This is a genomic window from Bacillus sp. FSL R7-0685 (assembly GCF_038002425.1).
In the GTDB taxonomy this organism is placed as follows: domain Bacteria; phylum Bacillota; class Bacilli; order Bacillales; family Bacillaceae; genus Bacillus; species Bacillus subtilis.
On the sequence record NZ_JBBOCN010000001.1, the window covers coordinates 3479061 to 3494212 of the forward strand.

Annotated in this window: 17 protein-coding genes; all 17 read right to left on the reverse strand. The window is 42.1% G+C overall.

Features of this window, described 5'->3' with window-relative positions; all coding sequences use genetic code 11:
- Nucleotides 1-200: 200 nt before the first annotated feature.
- Nucleotides 201-1643, reverse strand: a complete 1443-nt coding sequence (gene ctpB / locus MKY50_RS18115) for a carboxy-terminal processing protease CtpB (protein ID WP_003228041.1) — start codon at nucleotides 1641-1643, stop codon at nucleotides 201-203.
- Nucleotides 1644-1781: 138 nt separating this feature from the next.
- Nucleotides 1782-2672, reverse strand: coding sequence for a permease-like cell division protein FtsX (gene ftsX / locus MKY50_RS18120; RefSeq protein ID WP_015251119.1), 891 nt, complete (start codon nucleotides 2670-2672; stop codon nucleotides 1782-1784).
- Nucleotides 2665-3351 carry a cell division ATP-binding protein FtsE gene (gene ftsE / locus MKY50_RS18125; RefSeq protein ID WP_003228039.1) on the reverse strand — a complete coding sequence of 229 codons (687 nt, stop codon included), beginning with the start codon at nucleotides 3349-3351 and terminating at the stop codon, nucleotides 2665-2667. The genes ftsX and ftsE overlap by 8 nt, the downstream gene beginning before the upstream one ends.
- Nucleotides 3352-3584: 233 nt before the next feature.
- A complete protein-coding gene (gene cccB / locus MKY50_RS18130; RefSeq protein WP_341117067.1) occupies nucleotides 3585-3923 on the reverse strand; it encodes a cytochrome c551 in 339 nt (112 codons plus the stop codon).
- Nucleotides 3924-3971: 48 nt separating this feature from the next.
- Nucleotides 3972-4817, reverse strand: coding sequence for a YitT family protein (locus MKY50_RS18135; protein WP_341117069.1), 846 nt, complete (start codon nucleotides 4815-4817; stop codon nucleotides 3972-3974).
- Nucleotides 4818-4982: 165 nt separating this feature from the next.
- Nucleotides 4983-6084, reverse strand: a protein-coding gene (gene prfB / locus MKY50_RS18140; RefSeq protein WP_341117070.1) for a peptide chain release factor 2 whose coding sequence is annotated in 2 segments (ribosomal slippage) — nucleotides 4983-6011 and nucleotides 6013-6084 — 1101 coding nt in all. Because the reading frame shifts where the segments join, the coding sequence is not laid out codon by codon here.
- A 69-nt stretch (nucleotides 6085-6153) separates the two neighbouring features.
- On the reverse strand, nucleotides 6154-8679 hold the full coding sequence (gene secA, locus MKY50_RS18145; RefSeq protein ID WP_024571530.1) for a preprotein translocase subunit SecA: 2526 nt from the start codon (nucleotides 8677-8679) through the stop codon (nucleotides 6154-6156).
- A gap of 167 nt (nucleotides 8680-8846) precedes the next feature.
- Nucleotides 8847-9416, reverse strand: coding sequence for a ribosome hibernation promotion factor (gene hpf, locus MKY50_RS18150; RefSeq protein WP_003228031.1), 570 nt, complete (start codon nucleotides 9414-9416; stop codon nucleotides 8847-8849).
- A 190-nt stretch (nucleotides 9417-9606) separates the two neighbouring features.
- Entirely contained in the window at nucleotides 9607-9984 is a 378-nt protein-coding gene (locus MKY50_RS18155) for a hypothetical protein (RefSeq protein WP_003244377.1), read from the reverse strand.
- A gap of 9 nt (nucleotides 9985-9993) precedes the next feature.
- A complete protein-coding gene (fliT, locus tag MKY50_RS18160) occupies nucleotides 9994-10335 on the reverse strand; it encodes a flagella biosynthesis regulatory protein FliT (RefSeq protein WP_172861527.1) in 342 nt (113 codons plus the stop codon).
- Complete coding sequence (fliS, locus tag MKY50_RS18165) at nucleotides 10332-10733, reverse strand: flagellar export chaperone FliS (RefSeq protein ID WP_014481041.1); 402 nt, start codon at nucleotides 10731-10733, stop codon at nucleotides 10332-10334. Before fliS ends, fliT begins: the two co-directional genes overlap by 4 nt.
- Nucleotides 10734-10754: 21 nt before the next feature.
- Nucleotides 10755-12251, reverse strand: coding sequence for a flagellar hook-associated protein 2 (locus tag MKY50_RS18170; protein WP_341117073.1), 1497 nt, complete (start codon nucleotides 12249-12251; stop codon nucleotides 10755-10757).
- A gap of 17 nt (nucleotides 12252-12268) precedes the next feature.
- Nucleotides 12269-12598, reverse strand: a complete 330-nt coding sequence (gene flaG / locus MKY50_RS18175) for a flagellar protein FlaG (RefSeq protein WP_015714794.1) — start codon at nucleotides 12596-12598, stop codon at nucleotides 12269-12271.
- A gap of 233 nt (nucleotides 12599-12831) precedes the next feature.
- Nucleotides 12832-13749: a flagellin Hag gene (gene hag / locus MKY50_RS18180; protein ID WP_021480711.1), complete on the reverse strand. Its 918-nt coding sequence runs from the start codon at nucleotides 13747-13749 to the stop codon at nucleotides 12832-12834.
- 144 nt (nucleotides 13750-13893) lie between these two features.
- Nucleotides 13894-14118: a carbon storage regulator CsrA gene (gene csrA, locus MKY50_RS18185; RefSeq protein ID WP_015714796.1), complete on the reverse strand. Its 225-nt coding sequence runs from the start codon at nucleotides 14116-14118 to the stop codon at nucleotides 13894-13896.
- On the reverse strand, nucleotides 14112-14543 hold the full coding sequence (gene fliW, locus MKY50_RS18190) for a flagellar assembly protein FliW (RefSeq protein ID WP_003228007.1): 432 nt from the start codon (nucleotides 14541-14543) through the stop codon (nucleotides 14112-14114). Before fliW ends, csrA begins: the two co-directional genes overlap by 7 nt.
- Before the next feature lie 20 nt (nucleotides 14544-14563).
- Complete coding sequence (locus MKY50_RS18195; RefSeq protein ID WP_341117074.1) at nucleotides 14564-15139, reverse strand: DUF6470 family protein; 576 nt, start codon at nucleotides 15137-15139, stop codon at nucleotides 14564-14566.
- Nucleotides 15140-15152 lie beyond the last annotated feature (13 nt).

Here is a 15152-nt window from a genome sequence, read left to right on the forward strand (position 1 = left end):
CTTGCAAAAGTTTCATTTTAAATGCATATTAACTCGTTAGAAAGTCTCTCTCATATATTGATATCGGGTAATAACAGTCCTTTATAAATGTTTATTTGTGAAAATTTTTTTAATTTCTTGTCAAAAACTCGTTTTTTATGTGACTTATGATCCATAATCTCTTTAAGCACAAAGAAACAGGAGATGGGATACCATCTCCTTTAATTGACAAATAATGATTTCAATGCTGTTTGAAGCTGCAAATCATTTTTTTCATCTGATTTTTTCTTTTCTATCTGCTGATTTAATGTCTCTGCAGTGCGAGTGTCGATCACACCGGTTTTATTCAGCTTGTTTTGATCCTGAAAAGCCATAACCGCTTTTTTCATGTCTTTGCTGAAATAGCCATCCTCACGTCCCGGATCAAAGCTGAGACCTTTTAACAATACCTGCGCATGCTTGACGTCTTCATTGTTCATGTCCACTTTAAGCGGCTCTTTCAGCTGTAAAGGCCCGGCGGAAAAATAATCGGGCTGCTTAATCGCAATGGTCGGTTCAATTCCTTTCTTATGAATCCAGTTTCCATTTGGCGTCAGCCACTTGTAAAGCGTTAATTTGATGTTGCTGCCGTCCCCCATTGGCACAGCCTGTTGAACCGTTCCCTTTCCAAAAGACGTATCGCCTACAACATCATAATGGCCAGCTTCCTTTAATGCGCCGGCAAGAATTTCTGATGCAGAGGCACTTCCTTTATCCGTAATCACATTGACAGGGTACGCTTTTTTATGGGTCAATGTTGAAAAATAACGTTTTTTATCCCCATTGCGTTCAGCAATCTGAATATACGGCTGATCCTTTGTAACAAAATGCTTAAGAATTTCTTCCACACTTTGAAGATATCCGCCCGGGTTGCCGCGTACATCAATGACAAGTCCTTCTATTTCTTTTTTCTCAAGCTCCCTCAGCGCTTTTGCAAAATCCTCTGCGGTGTGCTCAGAAAAAGTAGAGATGGCAATATATCCGACAGAATGCCCCTGTACTTTTTTCTCTGATGCAAAAACCGTTTCGAGCGGAATCTCAGCTCTCTTGATCCGGAATGACAGCTGCTTCTTCGTTCCAGGCCGCTGAATCTTCATTGAAACGCTGGACCCTTTTTTTCCTCTTATTTTTAACACAGCGTGGTTTAAATCCTTGCCGGCCATCGATTCTCCATTGATGCTGATAATTTCATCATTAGGCTTCAACCCGGCTTTTTCCGCTGGCGATTTCTTGAATGGAGAAACAATAATAATTTTGCCGTCTTCCATTCCAACCTCAGCCCCGATGCCTTCAAATGAGGAATCAAGAGAATCAGAAAATTGCTTAGCTGTCTGCTTGTCCATGTAAACAGAATAAGGATCATTTAGCGTAGACAGCATTCCCTGGATGGCTCCCTCGAGCAGCTTTTCTCTATCTACTTTTTCTACGTACTCATTCGAAATTAACTCATACGCTTTTTCGATTTTGTCCATAGCTTTATCCCGTTCAGAGTCAGCTTGTGCCGTCGCGGGAACTGCTGCAGTCTGGGGCTTATCCATCTCAAGCAGGTTGATTCCCGCATATACACCGGCGCCTCCGAACAGCATGCTCCCTGCTGCTATCACAGCCATTATTTTTTGATTCATCCTTTACTCCTCCTGTATGCCAGACTGTCTTTACCAAAACCTAGAGATAGTATATGTAAGGATGGAGATTTCATGTAATCATAGAAGAAAAAGAAGGCAAATGAAAAGCCGTCCCGAAAACGGAACGGCTTTTTCACTTTATACTCGCAGAAACTTGCGGATGGAAGTCAGACTTCCCCATACTCCAATTACTGCGCCGATTGCAATCAGCACTAGCGAAACTTGGAATACAAATGGATTATAAGGAAGAAGAGAGACAAATGATCCTTGAACCTTTGGAACGACCCATCCGATGACGTATTGGTAAGTGCTCAGCACCAGTGCAATCGGAATCACAGAACCGAATACGCCTAGCAGCAATCCTTCAAGGAAAAACGGCCAGCGGATAAACCAGTTTGTCGCGCCGACAAGCTTCATGATTTCAATTTCTTTTCTTCTTGCGAAAATTGTAATTTTAATGGTGTTGGAAATTAAGAACATCGCCGTAAATACCAGGCCGATAATTAACGCGATTCCGATGTTGCGGGAAACGCCGACTACTTTAAACAAACGGCTGACCTCTTCTTTTCCATAAGTGACTTTATAAACATGATCCATTTTTTCGATCTTTTTCGCCACGTTCGGCGTATCATGCGGATCTGTCGTTTTGACGACAAACGCATCATTAAGCGGGTTTTCCTGATCCTTCATTGTCAGGGATTTTCCGCTGTCACCAAAACTGTCAACCAGCTGGTCAAGCTCTTTTTCTTTAGATGAAAAAGTGACACTCTGAATGCCCTTCAGTTCCTTAATATCGTTCTGAAGCTTGTCCTGTGCCTTCTGATCTGCAGTCAGATCAACCAGCACTTTGATTTCGACTTGTTTTTCTGCATTCGTGGCCATGTTATTCAAATTCAGCATAATCACTAAAAACACGCCGACTAAAATCAGCGTAACGGTTACAGCACTAATGGATGCAAATGTCATCCATGTGTTTCTCCCGAGAGATTTAAAACTCTCACGCAAGTGGCGCCCGAGAATTTTAATCATATGAACCATACTCCCCTCTTGACTCATCACGCACAATGATACCATCTTCGATTGCAATGACACGTTTCTTCATGGTGTTTACGATTTCTTTATTATGTGTCGCCATCACGACTGTTGTCCCGCGGTTGTTAATTTCCTCCAGCGTCTTCATGACTTCCCAAGACGTATCCGGATCAAGGTTTCCTGTCGGTTCATCAGCAATGACAACATCAGGGTTGTTCACAATTGATCTTGCAATAGATACACGCTGCTGCTCCCCGCCTGAAAGCTGGTCAGGAAATTGTCGCGCTTTATGCTTCAGCTGCACAAGATCAAGCACTTCAAGCACCCGTTTCTTAATGACAGACGGTTGTTCTCCAATCACTTCAAGGGCAAATGCCACATTTTCAAAAACAGTAAGTTTCGGAAGAAGCTTGAAATCTTGAAAGACAACGCCTATTTTTCGGCGCACGAAAGGAATCTCTTTTTCTTTAATTGTCGCGAGATCTTTATGATTGATTAAAATTTGTCCTTTTGTCGGTTTTTCTTCTCTGTAAATCATTTTAATAAAAGTAGATTTACCTGCTCCGCTCGGACCAACAACATACACAAACTCGCCGGGATGAATGGTAACAGAAATCCCATTGAGCGCTTTTACGCCGTTCGGATAGGCTTTATATACTTCCTTCATCTCTATCATGAAATCACCTAATCTTTTATATCATTTTATCTATCACACGGTCATACTCTTCGAATGCATTCGACAATTTATGACCCATTCATTTGTAAAAAGATGAAAAATCTGAAAGTTCCCTTTTTCAATACACTTCATTATACGTCAAATTTAGACATAATACTATTACAGTTTCTTTTCATTCATATTGTCAAGGCATAAAAACATCCTTGCCGGCACTCGGCAAGGATGTTTTTATCTTACTTTTTTTCTGACAGCCATTTGGCAATAACAGCGGCTTCGTTATCCTCTACAAGCCCCTTTGGCATATTGCCGCGGCCGTTTTTAATAATGCTTTCAATTTTGTGTTCATCGTATTTGCCTCCGACCTCTTGGAGATTAGGCCCTGACACACCTTCTAAATCCTTGCCGTGGCAGCCTACGCAGCTTTGCTGATATAATTCTTCCCCTTCAGATGCAGTGGCTTCCGTCTTGCTGCCGATGTCTGCCTTCTCTTCTTTTGCATCGTTTGATCCGCAGGCAGCCAACAGAACAGAAAGCGCAAATCCAATCATTAATATCGATAACTTTGATTTCATGTTGAGAAGCACAACTCCTTTACGATCTCTTCCATATTATAACCTCGTTTAAGTGCGTTTGAAACCCTCGCCCAGCACCTCGCTCGCGTCTGCTACAATTACAAAAGCTGACTCATCAATCTGTTTGACGATTTGTTTCAATTTGGTGAATTCAGTTTGCCCAACCACGCACATTAAAATCGGACGGTCATCGTCAGTATATCCGCCGACTGCAGAAATTTTTGTCACGCCTCTGTCAATCTTCTGTAAGACAGCCTCCTTGACAGCCTGCTCCTGCTTTGTAATGATGAGCGCCATTTTAGAACGATTAAAGCCGACTTGCACAACATCAATGGTTTTGCTGGACACATAGACGCCAAGCATGGCATATAAGCCTTGCTCAATATTAAATACGATCATAGCCGTAACAACGATCATTCCGTCAATGATGGCGAGGCACTTCCCCAATGACAGACCGGAGTACTTATGAATGATCTGTGCAGCCAAGGCTGTTCCTCCCGTCGACCCTTTCCCTAAGTACACAATACCAATTCCGATACCTATCCCGACACCGCCAAAAATCGCCGCCAAGAGTTCATGATGAGTGGCGGGCTGAATATCCCTTGTCAGAAACACCACTAGCGGCAAAAACACAGAACCTGCAAGCGTCTTTAGTCCAAATTTCCCGCCGAGCAAAATGACGCCAGCAATAAATAAAGGGATATTAATAATCCACTGTACATACGCTGCTTCAAAACCATATGATTGTAAAATCGTACTGATCCCGCTGACCCCGCCGGCGGCAATCTTATTCGGAAGCAAAAATACATTAAAGGACACGGCCGTAATCGCTGCTCCTATCAATATGTATACATAATCCCGCAAAATCCACAATGTTTTATTCCGTACGTCCATCATATATCCTCCGTTTCTTCCAATGCTCTCCGATAGCATTTTAATCTTTCCCTGATTAGATGTAAATAACACCCAAATACAGTGGTAATATGCTAAAGCAGCAGTGAAATCAAGGATATAAGAAATAAAAAAACACACCCGTATGCATCAGGTGTGTTTTTCAGCTTATGAAAGCTTAGAACGCAGGTAGGCATCAATAAACGTATCAATGTCACCATCCATTACAGCTTGAACGTTCCCCATTTCTGTATTGGTCCGATGGTCTTTTACCATGGAATACGGATGGAATACATAAGAACGGATTTGGCTGCCCCAGCCGATTTCTTTTTGTTCACCGCGAATTTCATCCAGCTCTGCCTGCTGCTCTTCAATTCTGCGCTGATACAGCTTGGCCTTCAGCATTTTCATGGCTCTTTCACGGTTTTTAATTTGTGAGCGCTCCGTTTGGCATGTCACAACTACGTTCGTCGGCAAGTGAGTAATCCGAACGGCTGAATCCGTCGTATTGACGTGCTGTCCGCCCGCGCCGCTTGCACGGTACGTGTCAACTTTAATATCCTCCGTACGAATATCAATATCAATTTCATCGTTAAATTCAGGCATGACTTCACATGAAACGAAAGATGTGTGGCGGCGGCCTGATGAATCAAATGGTGAGATCCGCACAAGACGATGAACACCTTTTTCTGCTTTGAGATACCCGTAAGCGTTGTGTCCTTTGATGAGCAATGTCACTGACTTGATTCCCGCCTCGTCACCTGGAAGGTAATCGAGAGTCTCTACTTTAAAGCCGCGGCGCTCTCCCCATCTTGTATACATTCTAAGAAGCATAGAGCCCCAGTCCTGTGACTCTGTACCGCCAGCACCAGGGTGCAGTTCTAAAATCGCGTTATTTTTATCATACGGCTCGCTGAGAAGAAGCTGAAGCTCAAACTCATTGAACTCTTTTGTTAATGATTTTAGTTCTTTTTCAAGCTCAAACTGGAGATCAGTGTCCGGCTCTTCTTTCAAAAGATCATGAGTCATTTGTAATTCTTCGTGGGATTCATTCAATTTTTTATACGAATTGACATAATCCTTTAAACAGTTTGCTTCATTTATAACCGTTTGAGCTTTTTGCTGATCATTCCAGAATTCCGGATCAGCCATTTGTTCATCTAGCTCAGCAATGCGGGCCTCCTTTGATTCGAGGTCAAAGAGACCCCCTAAAGTCCGCTAAACGAGAAGCCATATTTTCGAGCTCTGCTCTAATTTCTGATAATTCCATTTCATTCACCTCATTAAAAGATCCGCAGGCGCCTGCAGGCGCCGCGGTCAGTAAACTTGCCGGGGCGAACTATTCAGTACGGCCGCAGCAATTTTTATATTTTTTCCCGCTTCCGCAGTGGCATGGGGCATTTCGGCCGATATCAACCACTTTGCGAACCGGTGCTTTCTTTGCTTTTTTGTTATCGTCGCCTTCTTGCGGCTGATGAGCTGTTGTTTGGCCTTGTACAACCTCTTCACGCTCCAGATTGTTTTCAATCTCAGCTTTCATCACAAATTTTGCGACTTCGTCCTCAATTGATTCAATCATATGCTCAAACATCGCAAAACCTTCCATTTGATACTCACGAAGCGGGTTCGTCTGCGCGTAAGCACGAAGGTGAATCCCTTGGCGGAGCTGATCCATCGCATCAATATGATCCATCCATTTAGAATCAACGGCACGAAGAACGATAACTTTTTCGAATTCGCGCATTTGCTCTTTGCCGAATTGCTCTTCCTTCTCATTATATTTTGTGATGATGCGATCCATAATGAGCTCAAGCATTTCATCCGGTTCTTTGCCGAAGATATCGCTCTTCTCAAGCGCACCTTCATCAAGATAAGTTGTGTTGATAAGATCAACTAGACCGTCAAGCTTCCACTCCTCAGGAAGCTCTTCTCTTGGCGTATAGGCTGCAATTGCGCGTTCGAGAGAAGACTTGATCATATTTTCAACGATTTCACGCAGGTTTTCAGAGTCAATGACTTCAAAGCGCTGCTTATAAATGACCTCACGCTGCTGGCGGAGAACATCATCATATTGCAGAAGCTGTTTACGCGAATCGAAGTTATTGCCTTCGACGCGTTTTTGAGACGATTCAACCGCGCGAGATACCATTTTGCTTTGGATTGGAGTAGAGTCGTCCATGCCGAAGCGGTCCAGCATCGCCATTGTCCGCTCAGCTCCGAATCTGCGCATCAATTCATCTTCCATAGAAAGATAAAATTGAGTGATCCCCGGGTCTCCCTGACGTCCGGAACGACCTCGAAGCTGATTGTCAATCCGGCGTGATTCATGTCGTTCTGTTCCGACTACAGCGAGTCCGCCAAGCTCTTTTACACCTTCGCCAAGCTTAATGTCCGTTCCGCGCCCCGCCATGTTAGTCGCAATCGTAACTGCGCCTTTTTGGCCGGCCTCTTCAATGATCTGCGCTTCACGTTCATGGTTTTTGGCATTTAACACTTGATGCGGAATTCCTTTGTTTTTAAGCAGCTTAGAAATCAATTCAGATGTTTCAACGGCAACCGTACCGACTAGAACAGGCTGTCCCGTCATGTAACGCTGTGCGACATCCTCCGCAACTGCCTTAAACTTTCCTTCCATCGTGCGGTAAATTAAATCCGGACGGTCATCACGGACAACAGGCCTGTTGGTAGGGATCGTGACAACCTGCATGTTGTAGATGTTGCGGAATTCTTCTTCCTCTGTCTTAGCTGTACCCGTCATACCGGCAAGTTTTTCGTACATTCGGAAGTAGTTTTGGAACGTAATCGTCGCCAAGGTCATGCTTTCGTTTTGAATCTCAAGCCCTTCCTTTGCTTCAATCGCTTGGTGAAGCCCCTCACTGTAGCGGCGGCCTTTCATCAGACGTCCCGTGAAGGAATCAACAATAACAACCTGTCCGTCTTCCACTACATAGTCAACGTCCTTTTGCATCGCAACGTGAGCTTTTAAGGCCTGGTTGATATGGTGGTTGAGCGCGACATGCTTCACATCAAAGAGGTTATCGATGCCGAACGCTTTTTCCGCCTTCGTCATTCCTTCTTCAGTAAGCTGTACAGCTTTTGTTTTGATATCGTACGTGTAATCCTTCTCCGCTTTTAACGTACGGACAAAAGCATTTGCCTGTACGTACAGCTTAGTGGATTTTGCAGCTTGTCCAGAAATGATAAGCGGTGTTCTCGCTTCATCAATTAAAATAGAGTCAACTTCATCAATTACCGCAAAATGAAGCGGGCGCTGAACCATCTGCTCTTTATAAAGAACCATATTGTCACGCAAATAGTCGAAGCCAAGCTCATTGTTTGTGGAGTAAGTAATATCAGCGGCATAAGCTTCCCGTTTTTCGTCTTTTGACATTGAGTTTAAATTCAAGCCGACAGTCAAACCGAGAAACTCAAAAATTTTCCCCATTTGCTCAGCGTCACGGCTTGCCAAGTATTCGTTGACAGTCACGATGTGTACGCCTTTACCTGTTAACGCATTTAAATAAACAGGCAGAGTAGACGTTAATGTTTTCCCTTCCCCTGTTTTCATTTCCGCGATATTTCCGTCATGAAGCGCCACGCCCCCCATGAGCTGTACTTTAAACGGAAACATGCCTGTTACGCGGCGTGAAGCTTCTCGAACAACAGCGAAAGCTTCAACAAGAAGATCATCCGTTGTCGCCCCTTTTTCAAGGCGCTCTTTAAATTCAATTGTTTTATGTTTCAACGCGTCGTCAGAGAGATTTTCATAGTCTCCGCGAATCGCATCAATATCGTTAGCAATTTTTTCGTATCTATTCAGCGTACGTTTTGTTGGATCAAACATTTTATTTAAAATTCCAAGCATTTATAACGCTCCTCTATCATCACATGCCTATTTTAAAGGCATGTATAAATAATTTACTAGTCCATGTATACCTCTCATTATCATATCATACCTTTTGTTATTTCCAAAGAATTTGCAAATAAGAAAAACAAAAACCTTCCGCGGACATCACGGAAGGCTTCTTTTCATTATTCAGTCGGTTCAATTAAGCCATATTTCCCGTCATTTCTGCGGTACACGACATTTGTAAGGTTTGTTTCCGCATTTGTGAAAACAAAGAAATTATGGCCAAGCATATTCATTTGCAAGATCGCTTCTTCACTATCCATCGGCTTTAAATTAAAGCGTTTCTGACGGACAATGTCCAAGCTCTCCTCCTCTTCTATGTCATCCTGAACCGCAATATCTGTATCAGAGCCAAGGCCGTTTGCCAATAAATATTTTGGAGAGCCCTGCTCACGGAATTTACGGTTTACTTTCGTTTTATGCTTACGGATTTGACGTTCCAGTTTGTTTGTTGCGAGATCAATTGCGTTGTACATATCCTCGTTATGCACCTCGGACCGAAGCGCCAGATCTGTCATCGGAATCGTAACCTCAACCTTAGACTCCTTGTCATTGTAAAACTTCAAGTTGACGTTCACATCGGCATCCACACTATGGTCAAAATAGCGCTCCAGCTTGCCGATCTTCCTCTCGACATGATCCTTTAACGCGGGTGTCACTTCAATATTTTCTCCTCTGATGTTATAGTTCATCAAAGAACGCCTCCCTTTTATTAAGGATATGTATCTATTTCTCTTTTACCCTTTACAATTCCTGCTGAAACATAAATCTTTTGTGAAAATTCAGTGAACTTTGTCGAATTTTGTTTGTATTTGCTCTGTTATTGGCGGTTCGGAGGTATATGTATATGCTGATTGAACGAAACAAATACCTCACACACGCCTAATTGATTAAAAAGGGTTCCATACATTGATGAATAGACAGCATCCATTTTCTATAATGAATCAGAAAATGTTCCTTTAAATACTCACAGAACTCATGAGAGGGAAAAGAGAAAGAGACCAATTGATCAAACTCCGCAAAAATTTGGTCAAATGCTTTCACACAAATTTCAGCACACCGCGAATCCATAATGAAGAGAAGTGTTGAATGTGTTGAATCCAAATAAAAAAAGGCTTGGATCAGATCTTGGTAGATCCGATCCCCTTCTGTTTTTGATAAATTCTCTTCAGCCTCTATCAAATAACACAACCCTTCTTCAATGGTAAAAAGAAGATGATAATAAGCTGATAAAAGCGTATAATCTTCAATGCTCTTCAAGGCACTCACCTATTTACGCTTGTCATAATATGTGCCGTCAATCGTAATGTTGTTATAAGGGTTTAAATACGTCGTATGCATCACACGTTTTCTTTTCATCTGCTGAAGTTCTGCTGCGATTGACTGCTTCAGTCGTTCCATTTCCTTCACAATCAGCTGATCCCATGTCAAAATAAGTTTCATCTGCTTTCGCTCTTCTTCTGAAAGCGGCAGAGATATCTCCTGAATCAGTTCAGACCGTGTAGCCACAAAGTCTTCAATTTGCTTTAAAAGTTCATCGCTTTCCGGCGTATTTTGTATGTGTGACAGCATACTCTTCGTCTCAGTGTATAGTTGATCTATATTATTCATGCGATCCCGCCTGATCCGTGCCGGTCCTTCCGTTCACTTTGAATGGCTTGTTTCCAAGCATCGCGAAAATCTGTTACATAACCTTCAACCTCAGCCAGCATGCCCGTATCATTTTTGATATTTGCCTGTACCAATCTTCGATACATATAATCGTACATCGCACCCATGGAAGCGGAAAGCTCTATGTTACGGTTAAGTGTAAAATTTAATTCCTGAATAATATTTTGCGCTTTAATCAGATTCTCATTTTTACGTTCCATATCATCATTCTCAATGGCCTGAGAGGCAAGTCTTATAAATTTTAAACAGCCATTATACAGCATAAGCGTCAGTTCACCGGGTGTAGCCGTATTCACTGAATTTTGCTGATAGGCTGTATATGGATTTTGGATCGCCATGTGTCATCCTCCAAATTACATTTATTGTACAAGAAGCTGTGATAAATAGGACGCTTGTTCGTTCATTTTTTGAATCGCAGAATCCATTGCACTGAATTTTGAATAATAGCGGTTTTCTATTGTGGTTAACCGGTCCTGCATTTTGGTAATATCAGTGCTGATCGTATTTAAATTTTTACCGATTGAATAATCATTGGTTCCCATTGTCGAGTTTCCGGCTTTTGCTTCAATGCTCTTCACCGTACTTTTCAGGGTGTCACCGATGCGTTTCATAATCCCTTTATCACTATAGGCGCTGCTGTTCGACCCACTTGTAAATAAAGCGGCAACGCTTTGCGGATCTTCTTGTATTTTGGCTTTCAGTTTGTCTTCATTAATCTCTAAATGTCCCCGCATTTGGTAAGCACTTGAGGTTGTTATGCCGAATTCTGTCAATTGATAGGTTTTCCCAGCCGCATTAACTTGAGTATAAAAGTCAGTCCGCATTTGGTTTGTGCCGGTGCTGATGCTGGAATCATTTCTCAGCAATCCGCTTTTTGCCTTCTCCTCCCAGAGCTCTACCTCTTTATCGGACATGGCTTCTTTTTGTTCACTTGTCAACGGAGTATAGTCTCGGTATTTTTCTTCTTTCAGCTTTTCATTCAGGCTGTCAACCATTTCATTGTATTTATCTACAAACTCTTTGATTTGGTTATAAATCCCGTCAACATCAGTAGAAACAGATGTGGTAACAGGGCCTGTGGCTGCAGTTGTATTTTTAATCGAGTAAGTAACACCATTCACCGTGAAATTGTTTGTCAGCTTCTCCATTTCAAAGCCGTTAATTGTGACTTTGGCATTTGTGCCTTCTTTGTAAGCAGTGAGCTTATTATCAGCATCCAAAGAAAAACCAAGCTGACCGGACATAAAGTCAGCTGTAGCAGAGTCTGCTGCCTGTATACTGCCCCCTGCACCTGTTGCTTTAGAAGAAAACGCAATGGTTTCTACGTACTCTGTACCATTCCAAATTTTATCTTTAAAAGCTGATACTCCTAGATCTGAGCTGTTAAGTTTAGAAATCACATTATCAATCGTATCGGCGCTCGTCACACTAATGTTCACTGTTTTTGCCGTTGTTTCGCCAGGCGCAACAACGTTAAATGCCAAATTATAATCGCCTTGAGTGTATCCCGTATAATTGTTTGCCTTATACGTTGCTGCGGTTGCCAAGCTCGCCACTTCAACAGTAGAAGAAGAGTTTGGTGCACTTGCGCTTCCTGTAGCAGTTAACACAGACTCATTAGAGCTTGTCACAGTTTTGCTCTGATACGTGCTAGGATATGTCAACGTATTTTTAGACATATAATCTTGCAATTCTTTTATTTTTGTATTGACTTCACGATAGCTGTCACGCTGCCATTCAAGAGTCTGCTTTTTTTGCTTCAGCTTATCAAGCGGGGCTCTTTCTGTCTGCATCAGCTTTGATACGATATCATCTATATCCATTCCTGACGCCAGTCCTGTTATTCTTGTGACCATCTCAAACCACTCCTATTCTACTTTTTTTCATCTACAAATAACCCGAGAAATTCAGTCATAGCCGCATAAAAATCGAGCCACCGTTTTGGTGGAATTTCGCGGATCACTTCATTTGTAGAGTCCTCTATTACCTTTACATAGTATTCATTTAACTTGTCATGAAGCTCGAACTTCAGATGAACTTGCGAAGGTTCCAAAAGCTTGTTCATTTCCCCCACCATTTCAGCAAGATTGGTATCTGAAACTTGATGAACAGGAACCTCGTTATCATTATCTTTCTGATTATGTATTTGAGTATCATAACGATCCCAAACAGGTTGTAACGTAGTGAGCCTTTCAATGTTCAATTGATCATCCCCTATGCCCCAATCTATCGTTTATATCGACTAAATGGAGATAAGATTACACATATTTTTGGAAAAAAATCTTCTGTTTTAGATTTCTTGTTTGGAAATACATTTATAAAAAGTTAGTGGAGAATCCGGTTATTATATCATGAGTTAGTGACAGCAAGGGGGAAGTATTCGGAGCTAGAAATATTAAATAAAAGACCTTGGCGTTGCCAAGGTCTTTTTTAAAATTAACGTAATAATTGAAGTACGTTTTGCGGTTGTTGGTTTGCTTGAGCCAGCATCGCTTGAGAAGCCTGAGAAAGAATGTTGTTCTTTGTGAACTCGCTCATTTCTTTCGCCATGTCAACGTCGCGGATACGAGACTCAGCAGCTGTCAGGTTTTCACCAGAAGCGCTTAAGTTGTTGATTGTGTGCTCTAGACGGTTTTGTACCGCACCTAATTTTGAACGTTGTTTAGAAACTGTGTTGATTGCGTCATCAACTGTTTTAAGTTGAGCATTGAATCCTACAGTAGCAGTGTCAGCCGCATTATCTTTAAATTTTGTTACGTCGATGTCAGATACTGCTTGTCCAGTAAGAAGTGTCGTACCGTCTGTATCTAAAGCACCAATTGCTGTAGCTGCCATGCTTTCAATGTTGACAGAAAGCTGTTGACTGCTGTTAGCTCCGATTTGGAATGTTAATGATTTACCGCCAGCTTGCGAGAAATCGCCATTAAGAAGTTTTTTACCGTTAAACTCAGTACGGTCAGAGATACCGTTAGCGTTTGCTCCGCCACCGATTTCTTCAACAAGAGATTTGATCTCATCTTGAATTGCTCCAAGATCTGTACCATCTTGTGTACCTGTGTTTCCTGCTTGAACAACTAGTTCACGAACACGTTGAAGAATTGAGTGAGTTTCAGTCAATGCACCCTCAGCTGTTTGGATAAGAGAGATTCCGTCTTGAGAGTTTTTAGAAGCCATTTCAAGACCTCTGATTTGTCCTCTCATTTTTTCAGAGATCGCAAGACCAGCTGCGTCATCTCCCGCACGGTTGATACGAAGACCTGAAGAAAGTTTCTCCATGTTCTTTTGGCTCGCACCGTTGTTTGCGCCTAAACGGTTTAGTGTGTTAAGTGCTGCGATATTGTGGTTAATTCTCATTGTTTTGTTCCTCCCTGAATATGTTGTTAAGGCACGTCCTTGTGCCCTTATTTTGTAACTGGCGGAGTCTTTTGCGCCTCCTCCCGGCTACATCATTAATATCGGATTGTCTCTGATTTTGTTAATACAAAAATAAAAAAATCCTCACTTTTTTTGTGAGGATAATGTGGAGATCACATCGCTGGATAACGCTGCTGCACGGTTATTTTCTTCCTGAATGGTCAAGTAAATTTCTTTCCTGTGAATATCAATATGCTTTGGGGCGTCAATTCCAAGCTTCACTTGATCCCCTTCAACCGCAATCACTTTTACTTCAATATCAGCACCTATTTGAATCGCTTCGCTTATTTTCCGCGATAAAACTAGCATGATTCTCCTCCAATCGGATGCTTTGTCGTATATGAGGAGTCGTGTAAAACGACTTGCTTAGCCATCATGTTCTTGCGATTCACAATAATGGGAGCCAATAAATTAGCAGTAGATTTTTCGAATGGCTCTGCCATGGTCAATATTGTCATGACTTCTACGTCTTGAATATTATCGATATCCAAAAGTTCAGCAGTTGATTCATCAAGGTCAAATTCATAATTCTTAAAAAAGATAAACGGACTTACAACGATGAACGCAAGATTTTCTGAAGTGACGGACTGCAGTGCCACGAATGGAGAGTCTTCTGAAAGCGGAAGTATGACAAATTGTTTTTCTTCTAAAAAGCCTGGAATCCCGCTTTCAAAAAGAATGATTTGTTCTTCTTTTATGTTCATTTGGCCATGGTACTTCGTATGAATGATCATTGTTCACGATCCTTTTCTTTTTACTTTTCGGGTGATTCTTTCGGGTATTCTACATCTATATTTAAATCAGGGTATTGGAGCATGTCAACCTTAACATTTCCTGGCGTATATTCAACAATTGGCTTATGCGGCTCAGCTTGAATAACAGGCTTTCGCGGCGTAATCTGAACATCAAGCTGTGACGGAGTATATTGTATTTTCACCCTAGATAGAGAAGGAGCATAATTTTCGCCTAATTGAATTTGGTGCATCTCAGAGTTCCTCCTTGCTTGCGAAGCGATTGGGTTCCCTTTATTTTCAATTCTCATAAGCTCGTCGCCTTCTTCTGCCGTGCGCGCTATTCCCTTCATTACATCCTCATGCCCTTGTTGGGCGGCTTCTTCAATTCTCTTGAAAACATGCTTTCTGTCTAATTCTTCCCATGCTTGTGTCTGGTCAATCGTGAGTTTTCCAGGTGTCACCGATATTTTCATTTCCGCACTCGGCTGTTCGATCTCTAGATCAGCTTGAGGCTGCTCCATTTTTAAGCTGGCAGGCGTCGTTGTTAAACCAATTTTTCCTTGAACACTATGCATAATCAATCTGGGAATCTGCATCACTCTACCTCCT

Bases quoted from the DNA above. Each gene is read 5' to 3' on its own strand.
- secA (WP_024571530.1), bottom strand. From the start codon at position 8,679: ATGCTTGGAATTTTAAATAAAATGTTTGATCCAACAAAACGTACGCTG.
- hag (WP_021480711.1), bottom strand. From the start codon at position 13,749: ATGAGAATTAACCACAATATCGCAGCACTTAACACACTAAACCGTTTA.
- MKY50_RS18170 (WP_341117073.1), bottom strand. From the start codon at position 12,251: ATGGTCACAAGAATAACAGGACTGGCGTCAGGAATGGATATAGATGAT.
- ftsE (WP_003228039.1), bottom strand. From the start codon at position 3,351: ATGATAGAGATGAAGGAAGTATATAAAGCCTATCCGAACGGCGTAAAA.
- hpf (WP_003228031.1), bottom strand. From the start codon at position 9,416: ATGAACTATAACATCAGAGGAGAAAATATTGAAGTGACACCCGCGTTA.
- fliS (WP_014481041.1), bottom strand. From the start codon at position 10,733: ATGGCGATCCAAAATCCATATACAGCCTATCAGCAAAATTCAGTGAAT.
- MKY50_RS18195 (WP_341117074.1), bottom strand. From the start codon at position 15,139: ATGCAGATTCCCAGATTGATTATGCATAGTGTTCAAGGAAAAATTGGT.
- ctpB (WP_003228041.1), bottom strand. From the start codon at position 1,643: ATGAATCAAAAAATAATGGCTGTGATAGCAGCAGGGAGCATGCTGTTC.
- fliT (WP_172861527.1), bottom strand. From the start codon at position 10,335: ATGAATAATATAGATCAACTATACACTGAGACGAAGAGTATGCTGTCA.
- MKY50_RS18135 (WP_341117069.1), bottom strand. From the start codon at position 4,817: ATGGACGTACGGAATAAAACATTGTGGATTTTGCGGGATTATGTATAC.
- fliW (WP_003228007.1), bottom strand. From the start codon at position 14,543: ATGATCATTCATACGAAGTACCATGGCCAAATGAACATAAAAGAAGAA.
- csrA (WP_015714796.1), bottom strand. From the start codon at position 14,118: ATGCTAGTTTTATCGCGGAAAATAAGCGAAGCGATTCAAATAGGTGCT.
- cccB (WP_341117067.1), bottom strand. From the start codon at position 3,923: ATGAAATCAAAGTTATCGATATTAATGATTGGATTTGCGCTTTCTGTT.
- ftsX (WP_015251119.1), bottom strand. From the start codon at position 2,672: ATGATTAAAATTCTCGGGCGCCACTTGCGTGAGAGTTTTAAATCTCTC.